Below are 14,329 nucleotides of genomic sequence, written 5' to 3'. Positions count from 1 at the left end.
ATCGGTGAATATCCGACGAAGCCCTCTCTGACCTGCGTTAACACGAAGCGCCCTGGTGCGGGCCGGTGAGAGGGACACCCGGCTGAGGCCGCTCTGCCGTACGGCGAAGCCTTCCCGACGATCGATCGAGCAGAGCACGCGGTAAGCCCCCGGACGACCGGAGGCTTACCGGCCGGGCTGACAGGGCATCATGACCGGGCATCGTCGTGTCCTGACAGGAGACTCAAGCGTGAGGGTTCCCGACACGATCCCCCAGGCTCCAGGAGGCGTTCCGCTGCTGGGGCACACTCTTCCGGTGTTGCGCGATCCGTTCGCGTTTCTCACCTCCCTGCCCGCGGGTGCGGATCTGGTCAGGGTTCGCATCGGTCCCGTCCAGGCGATCCTGGTCTGCGACCCGGAGCTGACCTGGCAGGTCCTGCACGACGACCGGACCTTCGACAAGGGAGGCCCGATCGCCGATCGTGCGCGGGAGGTGCTCGGGAACGGGGTGGCCACCTGCCCTCACAGTGAGCACCGGCGGCAGCGCAGGCTGATCCAACCGGCGTTCGGTCAGGCCCGATTACCGGGCTATGCCCGGATCATGGCCGAGCAGATCAACGCCATGACCGGGTCGTGGCATGACGGCCGGGTGCTGGATGTGATGGCGGAGATGTCGGCGCTCACCGCGCGGACGGTGACCGCGGCGCTGCTGTCCAGCGCGCTGCCGCCCCAGGTCATCCGCGACTCCGCCGACGACGTCGGCACCCTGTTTCAGGGGATCTACCACCGGATGCTCGCCCCGGCTCTGCTGAACCGGCTGCCCACCCGCGGCAACCGGCGGTATATGCGGGCCAGTGACCGCCTGCGTGCGACCTTCGGCGCCGTCATCGCCGACCGCCGGGGCGACAGCGCCGACCGCGGCGACCTGTTGTCCGCGCTGCTGATCGCCTCCCGGGAGGAGGACTCCGCGCGGGGGCGCGGGCTGAGCGACACCGAGCTTGTCGACCAGGCCCTCACCTTTCTGCTGGCCGGAGTCGAGAGCACCGCCGCGCTGCTCTCCTGGACCTTGCACGTGCTGGCCCTGCATCCGGACGTCGAGGCCGGTCTGCATTCGGAGGTCGACGCGGTTCTGGACGGTGCGCCCGCCGAGTTCGAGCACCTGCCCCGGCTGGCGCTCACGCATCGTGTCATCCGGGAGACCTTGCGGCTGTATCCGCCCGGGTGGCTGCTCACCCGCAAGGCGACCGCGGATGTACGGCTGGGCGGGCATCTGGTGCGGGCCGGTACCAACGTGTTCTACAGTCCCTTTCTCGTTCAGCGGAGCGGCGGCCTCTATCCGGACCCCGAGCGCTTCGACCCCGGCCGATGGGACGACACACAACGGGACCCTCCGCCGCGTAACGCGTTCATCGCCTTCAGCGGCGGTGCTCGCCAGTGCATCGGGGACCGCTTCAGCGGTGTGGAGGCGGCTCTGGCGCTGGCCACCGTCACCGCCCGGTGGCGCCTGGAGCACCTGCCGGGTCAGCGTGTCACCCTCGCCAAGACCACCACTCTTCGCCCGCACGGGTTGTTCATGCGGACGACCGCCCGCACACCCTGACTCCGCTCGGTGTGCCCGGCCGTCACGTGTGGGCGGCGCCGGCGCGCTTGGGCAGCAGGAACATGAGCGCGGCCGCGGCGAGGTAGCAGGCGACCTGCCAGGGCAGGATCGCGGTGAAGGCTTCGCCGTAGGCGACGAGGCCGGTGGCTCCGTCGGCGGAGAGGTTTTCCAGCCGGGTGAAGAACACCACCCCGAGCACGGCGACACCGAGTGCGTTGCCGACTTGGCCGACGGTGGTGAGGACACCGCCGGCGGCACCGGCGTCCTTGGCGGGGACTCCGGCCAGGACGACGTTGACCAGGGACGGGGCGGTGAGCCCAAGGCCCAGGCCGCCCACGAACAGCGGCGCGGCCAGTGCCCAGTATGTGGGTTCGGCGCCGTCGCGGACGATGAGGAGCAGGGCGATCTGGGACGCGGCCAGGACCAGCGCGCCCGACACCAGGAGGGCGCGGTGGGCGAACTGGACACCGATGCCGGAGGTGATGATCGAGCCGATGGCGTAGGGCAGGATCACCAGACCGGTGTCAAGCGCGCTGCGACCGGTGCCCAGTTGCAGATAGAGCGACAGCAGGAGGAAGAAGGAGCCGAGAGCTCCGAAAAACAGCAGTGAAGCGGACAGTCCGCCGGCGAAGGCTCGCACCCGGAGGAGGGCGGGGTCGAGGATCGGCTGGCCGCCGCGTGCGACGAGGCGCCGTTCCCTGACGAGGAACAGGGCCACCGCCGGCACCGAGAGCGCCAGGATGAGGAAGCTCCACCAGGGCCAGCCCCAGTCACGGCCCTGCATGAGAGGCAGGAGCAGGAGCACCACGGCGGCGGAGGCGAGGACCGCGCCAGGCAGGTCCAGGCGGGTGTTGCCCGGCACGCGTGACTCGGGCATGTAGCGGGCTCCCACGATCAGCCCGATGATCGCGATCGGGACGTTCACCCAGAAGATCGCCCGCCAGCCCAGACCGAACAGGTCGGCTTCGACCAGGAGTCCGCCGAGCAGCGGTCCGGCCACCGAGGCCACACCGAGCACGGCACCGTAGGCGCCGAACGCCTTCGCGCGTACGCCGGGCTCGAACGAGGCGCGGATGATGCCGAACACCTGCGGGATCATCAGTCCGGCGGCCAGGCCTTGCGCGATCCGCATGCCGATCAGCACACCGGAGTTCGGCGCCAGCCCGCAGCCGGCGGAGGCCAGCATGAACGCCGCCAGCCCGAGGAGGAACACGCGGCGGCGTCCGAACTGGTCGCCGATGCGGCCCCCGGTGATGAGGCCGGCTCCGGCGGCGAGGGTGTATCCGGCCATCATCCACTGCAGTGCGGACTCGCCGGCGTTCAGCTCCTCGGCGATCGCGGGGGCCGCCACGCTGACGATCGTGGCGTCGAGGAGCTCCATGAAGTCCGCGATGAGGATCACGGCCAGTACGACGAACGCGATGCGCCCGTACAGGAGGGCGGGAGCCGCCGCGCCGCCGCTCTGGGGGCGGGTGGATGTGGTCATGCTGCGCTGTACTCCTTGATCGGAGAGCAATGGGGCCAATATGACTGCGCCACACAGTGACTGCGTCACGCAGTCAACTTACCATGTTCGCTGCGTGACGCAGCAATATTGGATGGGCGGGAACGGCCCCGCGCAGCTCCGCCGCCGCAATCCAGATCCACCTCGTGGGGCCTGGGCTACGGCAGGCGGTCAGCCGCCGCGGTAGTGGTCGGCAACCGCGGCGAAGGCGGCCTTGGGCTCCCAGGGGAGGCCGGGATAGATGGTGCCGTGGCCGTCTTCGAGGACCTTGACGATGCCGAGGCTGGCCAGGTCGAGGTCGTCGCGGGGGTCGCCGTCAGGGCGGTGGGGCAGGTTGTAGAGCGCGAAGAGGAACACAAAAGCGCTGTCGACGCCCTCGCTGTCGAAGATCTCCAGCAGCTCGCTCAGGTATGCCGCCTGGCCGGCCTCGTCACGCTCGTATTCCCCGTTCAGCCGGAGTGCCTCACCGGTGACTTCGTCGGTTTCGAGGACTTCCATGCTGCGGGGCGCGTTGTCACCCGCGCCGCGCCAGGTGGCGGTGCCAAAACCGGTCATGGCGACCGGTTTGGGCTGGGCGACGAGGCTGCGCACGGCCTCTCGGAAGATGCCGGCGACCTCGGCGGACCGGATGAGTTCGAAGGTCGTGAAGTCGAACAGGTCCCAGTCGACGCCTTCGAACTGGATGGCGGCGTAGGTGACCTTGCCGTGGAAGCGCTCGCGGACCACCGCCACGGCTTCGCGGAGGAAGGAGTTGAGGCGGGTGCCGGCCGCGGCGATCCTCTCGGGCCGGCGGGCCGGGTCGCCTAGCAGCCAGCCGAGTCGCTCGTCGGTGTTGTCGCCTTCGAGGAAACCACGGTTCATGACGCTCAGCTCTACGCCTGTGACGAACACGACCTCGGCTCCCTGCGCCCGGAGCCGCTCCGCCCGCGTCGCGCAGTCGGCGAGCAGGGTGAGGATCTCGCCGGTCGTCTGCTCCAGCGGGTAGGGGGAGAACCAGATCTCCAGTCCGAGCTCGGCGGCGTAGCGGGCGGCGAGCTCCAGGCGGTCCGGGTCGCCGCCGGTGATGTGGACGGCGTTGCAGTGGAGATCGTCGCGGATGATGGTCAGCTCCTTTTTGACCACATCAGGGGTGAAGTGCTGCCGGGAGTCGCTTCCGTTGCGGAGGAAGCCGGTGTCGTAGCAGATGCCCTTGGCTCGCATGGGTCTGAACCTCTCTGTCGGAGGCCTTTGAGCATAGGAACAAATATTGCGTGCACGCAAGTTTGCGCACACGCACTAAAGTTGGGACACTGCAAGCGTGACGACAAGGCGAACCGGGCTGCGCGAGCAGAAGAAGCAGGCCACACGAGTGGCACTGCGCGAGGCGGCACTGCGGCTGGCTCTCCAGCACGGCCCCGACAACGTCCGCGTCGACGACATCGCGGAGGCCGCCGGCGTCTCGCCGAGGACCTACAACAACTACTTCTCCAGTCGTGAACAGGCGATCGTCGCCGCCGTCACCGCCGAACGGGAATCACGGGTCGCCGCGGCGCTGGCAGCCAGGCCCGCCCGCACCCGTCTCGCCGACGCCCTGACCGAAGCGATCCTGGAGCAGTACACCGAACCGCGTGACCACGAGGCACTGCTGCTGATCACCACCAGCCCCACGCTGCGTGAGGCGTTCCTGGACGCCGCCGCAGCGGTCGAACACCCCCTCGCCGCCGCGATCGACCAGCGCCTCGGCGACACCGGCACGCCCGTCGCCCGCGTGCTCGCGGCGAGTGTGGCCGCCGCGGTCCGGGTCGCACTCCAGCAGTGGCTCCAACCGCCGGCCGCACCCCTCACAGCCGGCGGGCTTGTCGTGCCGTCCGGCTCGCTACCCGATCTGCTCCGCTCCGCGCTCGCCGCCCTCGCACCCGCGCTCGACGCCGCCGAAGAGCAGGCGCAACAGCGCCCGCGCCGGTGAATCCGCTTGCTTGGCGGCTCCGCCGCGGCAGGCGGGTCCGGCGTGCGGAAGCCCTCGGTGTCCGGCATGACATGCAGCTCGCGACGCCTGGATAGCCGAGATGCTGCTACTGCCACCGCCTTTACAAAGTAGACTCAGGTATTCCGCGGTGTCGGCGCCCTGTGACCGGGTCAGCTTCCCCCCGCGCGGGCCTGAGCGCGCCGGCCCGCTACAGGGCGGGCGGGATGCGGTGGTTGGCCTGGAGCAGCCCGTGCGGATCGTGCTCGGCCTTCAGCTTGACGAGCCGGTCGTAGTCCCCCGGCGCGAACGCCGAGCGGATCTCGTCCCCGCCGAGCGCGCCGAAGCTGAAGTTGAGCGAACGTCCGAGCGCCTCCCCGGCGAACGGCGCGAGCGCGTCGCGATGCGTCTCCCCCACCTTCTCCTCTTCCCCCGACTCGACCGGCGACAGGGTCGTCACCGCATACGCCGCGCCGCGGTGGCCGACCGCGTTCGCGACGTGAGGCTCACGCGCGAGGGCACCGCCGAGGTGGCGGAGGCCCACCACCGTCATCACCGGCGCCGAAGGCCCCGCCGCCTTCGTCAGATCGGCCAGCGCCTGCGGACGAAGGTCGCTCACCAGGAGGTTCCGCGACCGGTAGGCATGGGGCCGGTCCGGCTCGTCGAACACCTTGCCCGACTCGGCATAGGGCAGGTCGCGCAGCGTGTCGAGCAGGACCGGCCCGAGCGAGCGCAGCGGCTCCACCAGGTCCCGCCCCTCCTCGGCCGGGCCCGCGTAGCAGACGTGGATCTGGGCGACATGGCGGCCCCGCAGCGGCGCGGGCAGCACCGGCAGGTCCGGGTACGGCAGAGCCGTCACCCCCGACGTCATCCCCTCCGGCACATCCGCCGTCCAGCGGCGCCAGCCGTCCAGCACGTCCGGGACCCGCCCGGCGTCGAAGAACAGGGTCCCGCCGTAGATCCGCGCGACCGGGAACAGGTCGATCTCCATGCCGGTGACCACGCCGAAGTCGCCGCCCCCGCCGCGCAGCGCCCAGAACAGATCGGGCTCCGCCGCCGCGGTGACCTCACGGAGGCGCCCGTCGAGGGTGACCACGTCGAGGCGGCGCACGTGGTCGGCGGCGAAGCCGAACCGCCGGGCCAGCAGTCCCACCCCGCCGCCAAGCGTGTAGGGGACCGCTCCCAGCCCGGGGAAACTGCCCGACAGCGGGGCCATGCCGTACGGCGCAGCCGCCTCGACGACGTGCCGCCAGGTCGCGCCGGCCTCGACCCACGCGGTGCGGGCCCGCGGGTCGACGCGGACGGCGGACATGCGGCGCGTGCTGATCAGCATGCCCGTGCCGGGGGCGGCGTGGCCGTGGCCGGCGGCCTGCACGGCCAGCGGTGTCCGGGTCTCGGCGGCGAACTCGACCGCCGAGCGCACGTCCCCGGCTCCGGTCGCGGCCACGATCACTGCGGGCCGGTGGGGGTCGAGGAGCTGGAAGCCGGTGCGCTCCCCGTCGTATTCCTTGTCGCCCGGCGCGTACACGGGACCGTGCGAGCGTGCGGCGAGTCGCTGTGACTTGTCGTTCATGCGACTCACGCTAGAAGCCCTTGTGGACACATCTTGTCCACAAGGCATCCTGGTTTCGTGAGCAACGAATGGGGATCGGCCCGCCGGGACATGCCGGGGCGCCTGCTGCGGCTGCTGTCGCTGCTGCAGAGCCGGCGTGAATGGTCGGGCGCCGACCTCGCCGACCGGCTCCAGGTCAGCGGACGCACCGTGCGCCGCGACATCGACCGGCTTCGCGCGCTGGACTATCCGGTGGAGAGCACGACGGGCACCGCGGGCGGCTACCGGCTGGCGGCCGGCCGGAACCTGCCGCCGCTGCTGCTGGACGACGAGGAGGCGATCGCGGTCGCGATCGGGCTGGTGACGGGGGCGGGCGGCGGCGTCGCCGGGATCGGGGAGAGCTCGATGCGGGCGCTGGCAAAACTGGAGCGTGTCCTGCCGGCCCGGCTGCGCCCCAGGCTGGCGGCCCTCGGCGGCGCGGCGGCCGCCGTGCCCGTGCACGGCGCACCGCGTGCCGACCCCGCTGTGCTGGCCGCGCTCGCCTCCTGCTGCCACGAACGCCAGGTGCTGACCTTCGACTACCCGGGCCGCGCCGGCGGAGGCGGCGGCCGCCGCGTCGAGCCGGACAGCCTGGTCACGGTCATGGGCCGGTGGTATCTGATTGCCTATGTCCCCGACCGGGCGGACTGGCGCATCTTCCGCGCCGACCGGATCGGCGACCCGATGCCCGTGCCCGGTGCCCACTTCCCTCCGCGCGCGTTGCCTGCGCCGGATCCGGTCGCCTATCTCATGCGGTCGTTCGCCCTCGCGACCTACCGCCACACCGCCCGGCTGGAGGTCGGGCTCGGGGCCGACGCGGTGAGGTCGCGGCTGTTCGCCACCGTTCCTGGCCGGATCGAACCGCGGGGCCCGGACGCCTGCACCGTCCACCTGAGCGCGGAGTCCATCGAGCTGATGACCCAATATGTCGCCGCCATCGCGGCACTCGACCCCCCCGTCACCCTGACGCACGCCTCGGAGGAGGTCAAGACCGCCCTCCGCACACTCCGCGAATGGCTACCGGAATGACGCGATCCGCGAGCGTACGGCTCGGCCAGGGGTGGCCCGGCTCCATGCCGTGAGCGGAGGTGTCCCGGCTCCGGCAGGCGGTGAACGACACCTCGCCGGGCCTGGTGTGCGACGACCCGCTGCAGGTGCTGGACGACGTGCCGGCGATCGAGTTGAGCGGTCCTGCCGGCGAACGGCTTGAAGCCGTCCTGGCCGCGCTCCCCCGGCGCTAGATGGGGGCGCCCTCGCCGTCGTCCGGGGACGGGGCCGGGGTGCCGGTGCCCGTCTCGCCCGGGCTGGGGGTCGGTGTCGGCTCCTCCGGAGTCGGGGTGGGCGGGATCGGCGGGGGCGTCGGCACGAACGTCGCGGGGGGCAGGGGGCGGCGGTCGGGCCCGACCTGCTCGTCGGGGCTGAACAGGACCAGCACCACCGCCGCCAGCAGCGCCAGAAGGCCCGCCAGGACGCAGGCCGCGGCGAGCACGGCGCGGCGGGTCTCGGTCAGGGGCGGCCTCGGCGGCGGGGGCGGGGGCACGGCGGGTGAGCGGTCGGGCAGCCAGTAGGGCACGAAGTCGGGGCCGTGCGCCGCGCCGATGAGGGTGCCGCTCACCATCACCGGCTCCAGAAACCACTCGGCGCCGGGCCGGCCGGGCACGTAGGGCACGGCCACCCACGGCGCCCGCCCGCCCGACATCGCGAGCACGCGCGGCGCTCCCTGCGGCCGGGCCCGCACGGCGCGTGCCCACAGTCGCCGCACTCCCCCGGCCTGCCCGGCGGAGGCCTCGCCGATCGCGGTGAGGAACCGCTCGCGGGCGGCGGGGTCGAGGGCGGCGCCGCGGGTGAGCACGGCGACCGACACGGGGCGCCCGTCGGGGGCGTGCCCCAGGTAGACGTGCCCCGCCTGCTCCATCCTCAGGCGGGACTGCAGGACGAAGGGCCCGAGCCTGGGCGGATCACCGTAGTGCAGCGGACTTGCCACGTGTGTCATGAAAGCACACCCTGACTGCCGCCGACGTGACCGCCGCGTCCCCCGCCCGCCGCTCCGGGCCGGACAACCGCTCCCCGGCCGGGGGAGAGGCACCGCCGCGGGGCGCCGGCACGTCGCGCCTTGGGAGGACGCCGCGCAGGCTCCGCCGTAGCGCTGCACCTCCGGGACAGGCAGCGCCGGCTCCGCAGCTCCGGGGGCAGGCCGGGCGGGCTGCGCCGTACCCTCCGCATCCGGCCTCTCCCCCAAAAACCCTCCCGCCGAAACCCCTGGGCCGAAATTGCGCGACACCGCGGCGTGCCGCGACTGCTCCCCCACCTGTAAGTGGGGTTCTGCACGCTTTAATGGGGTGATGAGCGTCGCCGAGGAAGTGCCCAGCGAAACCGAAGCCGATTTGCTGCGCCGCGCCATGGCGGAGGTGCGGGGCGTCATCGTGGGCCAGGACCACCTGGTCGAGCGGCTGGTCGTCGCCCTGCTGGCACGCGGGCACTGCCTGCTCGAAGGCACGCCGGGCGTGGGCAAGACCCTCGCGGCGCAGACCCTCGCCACGGTCGTCGGCGGCAGTTTCGCGCGCATCCAGTTCACGCCCGATCTGGTGCCGAGCGACATCGTCGGCACCCGCGTCTACCATCCCTCGAGCGAGAGTTTCGGCGTCGAACTCGGGCCGGTGTTCGTCAACTTCCTGCTGGCCGACGAGATCAACCGGGCCCCGGCCAAGGTGCAGTCGGCGCTGCTGGAGGTGATGGCGGAGCGGCAGGTCACGCTGGCGGGGCAGACGCATCCGCTGCCGCGGCCGTTCGTGGTGCTGGCCACGCAGAACCCGGTGGAGTCCGAGGGCGTCTACCCGCTGCCCGAGGTGCAGCGCGACCGGTTCCTGTTCAAGGTGCGGGTGCGGCATCCGAGCGCGCAGGAGGAGCTGTCCATCCTGCACCGCATGAGCGTCACCCCGCCCGCCCCCTCCCCCGTGCTCGATCCGGAGCGGCTGCTCGTGCTGCAGGAGGCCGCCGAGCGGGTGTCGGTGCACCAGTTGGTCGCCGACTACGTCGTGCGGCTGGTGATGGCGACCCGCGCCCCGCACGAGTACGGCCTGCCGGAGTTGTCGGACACGATCGAGGTGGGCGTCAGCCCCCGCGCCACGCTGGGGCTGGTGGCCGCCGGGCGGGCGCTGGCGCTGCTGCGGGGCCGCGACTACCTGCTGCCCGACGACGTGCGCGACGTGGCGATCGACGTGATGGCGCACCGGCTGATGCTGACGTTCGACGCGATCGCCGACGGCGTCGCCCCCGAGGACGTCGTGGGCGACATCCTGCTCGCGGTGCCCCCGCCCGTGGTGGTGTGGAACCAGGGCCGCTCGTGACCCCGTTCCCGGCCGCCGAGCAGGTGCTTCGGCGCCTCGAACTCACCGTGACGCGCCGCCTTTCCGGCCTGCTGCACGGCGCCCACCAGGGGCTGCTGCCCGGTCCCGGCAGTGAGTACGGCGACAGCCGCCTTTACGTGCCCGGCGAGGACGACGTGCGGCGCATGGACTGGCCGGTCACCGCGCGGACCGGCACGCCGCACGTGCGCGACCTGGTGGCCGACCGCGAGCTGGAGACGTGGGTGCTGGCCGATCTGTCGGCCAGCATGGACTTCGGCACCGAGGGTCTCGACAAGCGGGCGCTGGCGGTGGCCGCGGTGGCGGCGGTGGGGTTCCTGGCGGGACGCACCGGCGACCGGTTCGGGGCGTGTGTGCTGACCGGGGCGCACGTGCACCGGATGCAGGCGCGGTCGGGGCGGCAGGCGCTTTACGGGCTGCTGCACTCGCTGATGGACGCTCCGCGGGCCGGTGCCGTACCCGGCGCGCCGGCGCTGGGCGAGGCGGTCGAGGTGCTGGGGACGGTGCGGCGCAACCGGGGGCTGCGGGTGGTGGTGTCGGACTTCATCGATCCCGAGCCGGTGCTCGACCCGGAGGCGCCCCGTCCGTGGGAGCGTGCGGTGCGGCGCCTGACCGCCCGGCACGACGTGCTGGCGATCGAGGTCGTCGATCCGCGTGAGCTGGACCTGCCGCCGGGGGGCCTGGTGGTGCTGACCGATCCCGAGACGGGCCGCACCCGCGAGGTGCGGCTGACGCGGCGGCTCAGCGAGAAATACGCCGAGGCCGCCGCCCTTCAGCGCAGGTGCACCGCCACCGCGCTGCGCCGCGCGGGCGCGGCGCACCTGGTGCTGCGCACCGACAGGGACTGGGTGGCCGACGTCGCCCAGTTCGTGCTGCGGCGGCGCCGCACGGCGCGCTCGGCGCACCGGTTCCCGAGGTCAGGAGCAGGCAGGTGACGTTTCTCTCGCCCGGTTGGTTGTGGCTCGGGCTGCTGCTCGCGGTGGTGGTCGCCGCCTATGTGGCGGCGCAGTTCGCCCGGCGGCGCTATGCGATGCGGTTCACCAATCTGCCGCTGCTCACGCTGGTGGCGCCGCCAGGTCCCGACTGGCGGCGGCACGTCGCGCCGCTGCTGTTCCTGGTGATGATGGCGCTGCTGGTGGTGGCCGCGGCGCGGCCGGCCGACTCGGTGCGGGTGCCGCGCGACCGGGCCACGATCATGGTGGCGGTCGACATCTCGTTGTCGATGGAGGCCGACGACGTGGAGCCGAGCCGCCTGGTGGCGGCCAAGGAGGCGGCGCAGCGGTTCGTGCGCGACCTGCCGGAGCGGTTCAACGTGGGGCTGGTGTCGTTCGCGCGGTCGGCGTCGGTCGTGGTGTCGCCGACGACCGATCACATGGCGGTGGTGACCGCCGTGGGCAATCTCGCGACGCGGCCGGGCACGGCGATCGGCGAGGCGGTGTTCAGCTCGCTGGACCCGATCCGGTCGTTCGACCAGCAGGCGGCGAGCGACCCGCCGCCGGCGGCGGTGGTGCTGCTGTCGGACGGCGACAACACCTCGGGGCGTTCCATCAGCGAGGCCGTGGAGGCGGCGACGCGGGCCAAGGTGCCGGTCTCGACGATCGCGTACGGCACGCAGGAGGGCACCGTGATGATCGACGGCCGCCCGGTGACCGTGCCGGTGAACAAGGCGACGCTGCGCACGCTGTCGGAGGGCACCGGCGGGCGCGCCTACGAGGCCGAGTCGGGCACGCAGCTTCGCGAGGTGTATGAGCAGATCGGCACCTCGCTCGGTTATCGCACGGTCCACCAGGAGGTCAGCCAGTGGTTCACGATCGGCGCTCTGGCCGTGGGGCTGCTGGTGGCGGCGTCGGGCCTGCTGTTCGGCACACGCCTGCCGTAGGGGGAGCATCCTCGACGGCATGGAGGTCCTCATCCACTCCCGGGCACACCCCAGCCCGGCCCACCGCTCCTGACCACACGAAGGTTCACGCGCCCGCCGGACGACCTGCCCCCCGTCCGGCGCGCAGGCGCCACCGGGCTCGGGTACGGCGAAGGCCCCGGTTGGCCCCGGTGCGGAGGGGCGGGTTCAGTCTCCTGAGCGGCGGGTGGTCGGGCGGGCGCGGACGTGCATGCGTTCGCCCTGGGGGCCGAAGAGGCTGAGGAACTCCACCGGGCGGTCGCCGGGGTTGGCGAAGCCGTGGGGGGTGCGGGTGTCGAACTCGGCGGCCTCGCCGGCGGTCAGGACGAGGTCGTGGTCGGCCAGGGCCAGCCACAGCTTGCCCGAGAGCACGTAAAGCCATTCGTAGCCCTCGTGGGTGGACTGCTGGGGCCGTGCGTCCGGGGTGTCGCGGACGGGGATGATCTGCTTGTAGGCGCGCATGCCGCCGAGGTAGTGGGTCAGCGGCACATAGGTCTGGCCGTGGCGGGTGAAGGGGCGCGGGTTCACGCGGGGATCGCCGGTGGCGGGAGCGCCGACGAGTTCGTCGAGCTGCACTCCGTAGGCCTTGGCGAGGGGCAGCAGAAGCTCCAGCGTCGGCCGCCTGCCGCCCGACTCAAGGCGGGACAGGGTGCTGAGCGAGATCCCGGTCGCCTCGCTGAGCTGGGCCAGCGTGGTGCCGCGGGCGCGGCGCAGCGCCCGCAGGCGGGGTCCTACGGCGGTCAGCACCTCGGCCATGTCGTCGTCAGCCATCCGTCCATTTGCCGTCACGGCAACGCGGTTTGTCAAGTTGGCTCTGCCGTACGCCACCCGGCCAGATCACCTCAGACCCGGAAATATCGAGTTAATTCATGTCAATTGGAATATTTCATTGCCTTATTGGCACAAATGACAGGCCGACCTAATTCCCGTTTTTCTGGCATTTGAATTGTTAGGATCGTGCGGGTCTTGATCCATCGGACCTGGGAGCTGCTGTGGTGTCCTTCGAAGACAGGGCCGCCCGGCTCCAGCGCATCGAGCGGGGCCAGGAGACCTACGGCGAAGGTGACGCGAAGTCCCAGGCGCTCGCCTTCTACCTGGACCACATGCTCGACGAGGTGGTCGCGCGGGTCGTGAAGGGCGGCGCCAGGCGTGTGCGCGAGCCGGTGGAACTGCTGATCAGCCTGTCCGGCTTCTCCCCGCTCACCACGATCATCGCCTTCAAGGCACTCAACCCCCGCCGCCTCCTGGTCGTGTCGTCCGAGACCGCCGCGGACAGCATCGACGTGATCGCCGGCTGCCTCGTGGGCCCGGGCGGGCTCCGGCCGCGCGACTTCACGCACCGCTCCTGCGTGCCCACGGACCCGCTCGGCATCTACCGCATCCTCAAGGAGGAGCTCGGCCGGGCGCACCCGGTCGGCGGGGCCCGGCCGTACGCGATCATCGACATCACCGGCGGCCGGAAGGTCATGAGCGCCGCGGCGGCCCTCGCGGCCTGGCAGCTGGGCCTGGACCTGTGTTACATCGACAGCGAGTACGACGCCGTGCGGCACCGCCCCGTCCCGGGCTCGGACCGGCTGCTTCTGCTGGACAACCCGACCACGCTGTTCGGGGAGCAGCGGATGGCCGGGGCGCTCGAGGCGTTCGCCGGCGGCGCCTTCGAGAGTGCGCGGCAGCGATACGACGAGTTGTGCGAGAGCCTCGCCGCGCCGGGCCGGGCGCGGCTCATGCGGGCGCTGTCGGACCTGTATCGCGCCTGGTGCGACCTCGACCTTGAGCGGCTGCCGGGATGCATCGAGGCGGTGGCGTCGGTGCTGGAGCACGAGTCCTACCAGGTCGGCGCGGAGACCTCGGAGCGAGTCTCGCGCCAGCTCGGCTTCCTGCGCCGGATCGCGGCGGGCGAGCGGGACAGTCTCCTGGTCTGCTATTTCGTGCTGAGCGAGCACTATCGCGAACTCGGGCGGCACGACTTCGCCGCGCTGCTGTCGTATCGCACCATCGAGGGGTGCCTGGCGGGACGGCTGGAGTCGCTCGCGGCGGGGTTCGCCTGCGACCGGCCGGACTACACGCTGCTCACCGGCGACGTGCCGGCGCTGGAGGAGCGGTACGACGAGATCCAGCGCTCCCTCGGCCGGACCGGATCGGTGAACACGCTTCCTCCGGTCATCGGGTTGATGAGCGCGGCGGTGCTGCTCGTCGCGCTGGGGGACCGGCTTCCCGCCAAGGCGGGGATCGGCGATCACAAGGCGCTGTCCCACCTCAACTCCCTGGTCACGGCGCGCAACAAGTCGATCCTGGCGCACGGCGACCGTCCGGTGAGCCCGAAGGACAGCGCGACCCTCGGAGAGAAGGCGAAGATCGCGCTGCGGGCGGCCTGGGCGCTGCGGGGCACCGGCGAGGACGTCATCCGGCTCTGCGACGACCTGCGGTTCGTCCGCACGGACCGGTGAGGCG

Annotated in this window: 13 protein-coding genes; 8 read left to right on the top strand and 5 right to left on the bottom strand. The window is 71.9% G+C overall.

Annotated features, from left to right (window positions below):
- Positions 1-229 precede the first annotated feature (229 nt).
- The gene (locus Ssi02_RS20580; RefSeq protein WP_204027788.1) at positions 230-1,579 is read left to right on the top strand and encodes a cytochrome P450; all 1,350 of its coding nucleotides are present in this window, start codon (positions 230-232) and stop codon (positions 1,577-1,579) included.
- Between the two features lie 22 nt (positions 1,580-1,601).
- Here the strand turns inward: Ssi02_RS20580 and Ssi02_RS20575 are convergent, their stop codons facing one another.
- Positions 1,602-3,065: an MFS transporter gene (locus tag Ssi02_RS20575; protein WP_204027784.1), complete on the bottom strand. Its 1,464-nt coding sequence runs from the start codon at positions 3,063-3,065 to the stop codon at positions 1,602-1,604.
- 189 nt (positions 3,066-3,254) lie between these two features.
- Positions 3,255-4,283 (bottom strand): glycoside hydrolase family 113 protein, encoded by a 1,029-nt coding sequence (locus Ssi02_RS20570; protein ID WP_239129205.1) that lies wholly within the window; start codon positions 4,281-4,283, stop codon positions 3,255-3,257.
- Positions 4,284-4,380: 97 nt separating this feature from the next.
- On the opposite strand from Ssi02_RS20570, the gene Ssi02_RS20565 reads away from it, so the two are divergent.
- Entirely contained in the window at positions 4,381-5,028 is a 648-nt protein-coding gene (locus tag Ssi02_RS20565; RefSeq protein WP_239129202.1) for a TetR/AcrR family transcriptional regulator, read from the top strand.
- 208 nt (positions 5,029-5,236) lie between these two features.
- Here Ssi02_RS20565 and Ssi02_RS20560 read toward each other — a convergent pair whose 3' ends face one another.
- Positions 5,237-6,598: an FAD-binding oxidoreductase gene (locus Ssi02_RS20560; protein ID WP_204027783.1), complete on the bottom strand. Its 1,362-nt coding sequence runs from the start codon at positions 6,596-6,598 to the stop codon at positions 5,237-5,239.
- Positions 6,599-6,655: 57 nt separating this feature from the next.
- On the opposite strand from Ssi02_RS20560, the gene Ssi02_RS20555 reads away from it, so the two are divergent.
- Both Ssi02_RS20555 and Ssi02_RS20550 read left to right on the top strand, forming a co-directional pair.
- Positions 6,656-7,645 carry a helix-turn-helix transcriptional regulator gene (locus Ssi02_RS20555; RefSeq protein ID WP_239129199.1) on the top strand — a complete coding sequence of 330 codons (990 nt, stop codon included), beginning with the start codon at positions 6,656-6,658 and terminating at the stop codon, positions 7,643-7,645.
- Positions 7,646-7,704: 59 nt separating this feature from the next.
- Complete coding sequence (locus tag Ssi02_RS20550) at positions 7,705-7,857, top strand: hypothetical protein (protein ID WP_204027782.1); 153 nt, start codon at positions 7,705-7,707, stop codon at positions 7,855-7,857.
- On the opposite strand, the gene Ssi02_RS20545 is transcribed toward Ssi02_RS20550, so the two are convergent.
- Positions 7,854-8,609, bottom strand: coding sequence for a hypothetical protein (locus Ssi02_RS20545; RefSeq protein ID WP_204027781.1), 756 nt, complete (start codon positions 8,607-8,609; stop codon positions 7,854-7,856). The genes Ssi02_RS20550 and Ssi02_RS20545 overlap by 4 nt on opposite strands.
- A 349-nt stretch (positions 8,610-8,958) precedes the next feature.
- On the opposite strand from Ssi02_RS20545, the gene Ssi02_RS20540 reads away from it, so the two are divergent.
- From Ssi02_RS20540 to Ssi02_RS20530, 3 genes are read left to right on the top strand one after another with little or no spacing between them, the layout of a single operon-like run.
- Entirely contained in the window at positions 8,959-9,963 is a 1,005-nt protein-coding gene (locus Ssi02_RS20540) for an AAA family ATPase (protein WP_204027780.1), read from the top strand.
- On the top strand, positions 9,960-10,916 hold the full coding sequence (locus Ssi02_RS20535; RefSeq protein ID WP_239129186.1) for a DUF58 domain-containing protein: 957 nt from the start codon (positions 9,960-9,962) through the stop codon (positions 10,914-10,916). Before Ssi02_RS20540 ends, Ssi02_RS20535 begins: the two co-directional genes overlap by 4 nt.
- Positions 10,913-11,860: a VWA domain-containing protein gene (locus tag Ssi02_RS20530; protein ID WP_204027776.1), complete on the top strand. Its 948-nt coding sequence runs from the start codon at positions 10,913-10,915 to the stop codon at positions 11,858-11,860. The genes Ssi02_RS20535 and Ssi02_RS20530 overlap by 4 nt, the downstream gene beginning before the upstream one ends.
- A gap of 186 nt (positions 11,861-12,046) precedes the next feature.
- Here the strand turns inward: Ssi02_RS20530 and Ssi02_RS20525 are convergent, their stop codons facing one another.
- Positions 12,047-12,649 carry a helix-turn-helix domain-containing protein gene (locus Ssi02_RS20525; protein WP_204027774.1) on the bottom strand — a complete coding sequence of 201 codons (603 nt, stop codon included), beginning with the start codon at positions 12,647-12,649 and terminating at the stop codon, positions 12,047-12,049.
- A gap of 224 nt (positions 12,650-12,873) precedes the next feature.
- Between Ssi02_RS20525 and Ssi02_RS20520 the strand changes: the two genes are divergently transcribed.
- Positions 12,874-14,325 (top strand): hypothetical protein, encoded by a 1,452-nt coding sequence (locus tag Ssi02_RS20520; protein WP_204027772.1) that lies wholly within the window; start codon positions 12,874-12,876, stop codon positions 14,323-14,325.
- The last annotated feature ends 4 nt before the right edge of the window (positions 14,326-14,329 follow it).

This window comes from Sinosporangium siamense, assembly GCF_016863435.1.
GTDB lineage: Bacteria > Actinomycetota > Actinomycetes > Streptosporangiales > Streptosporangiaceae > Sinosporangium > Sinosporangium siamense.
Note: the sequence above shows the minus strand (reverse complement) of the source record. Positions and strands in the feature narration are given on the sequence as shown.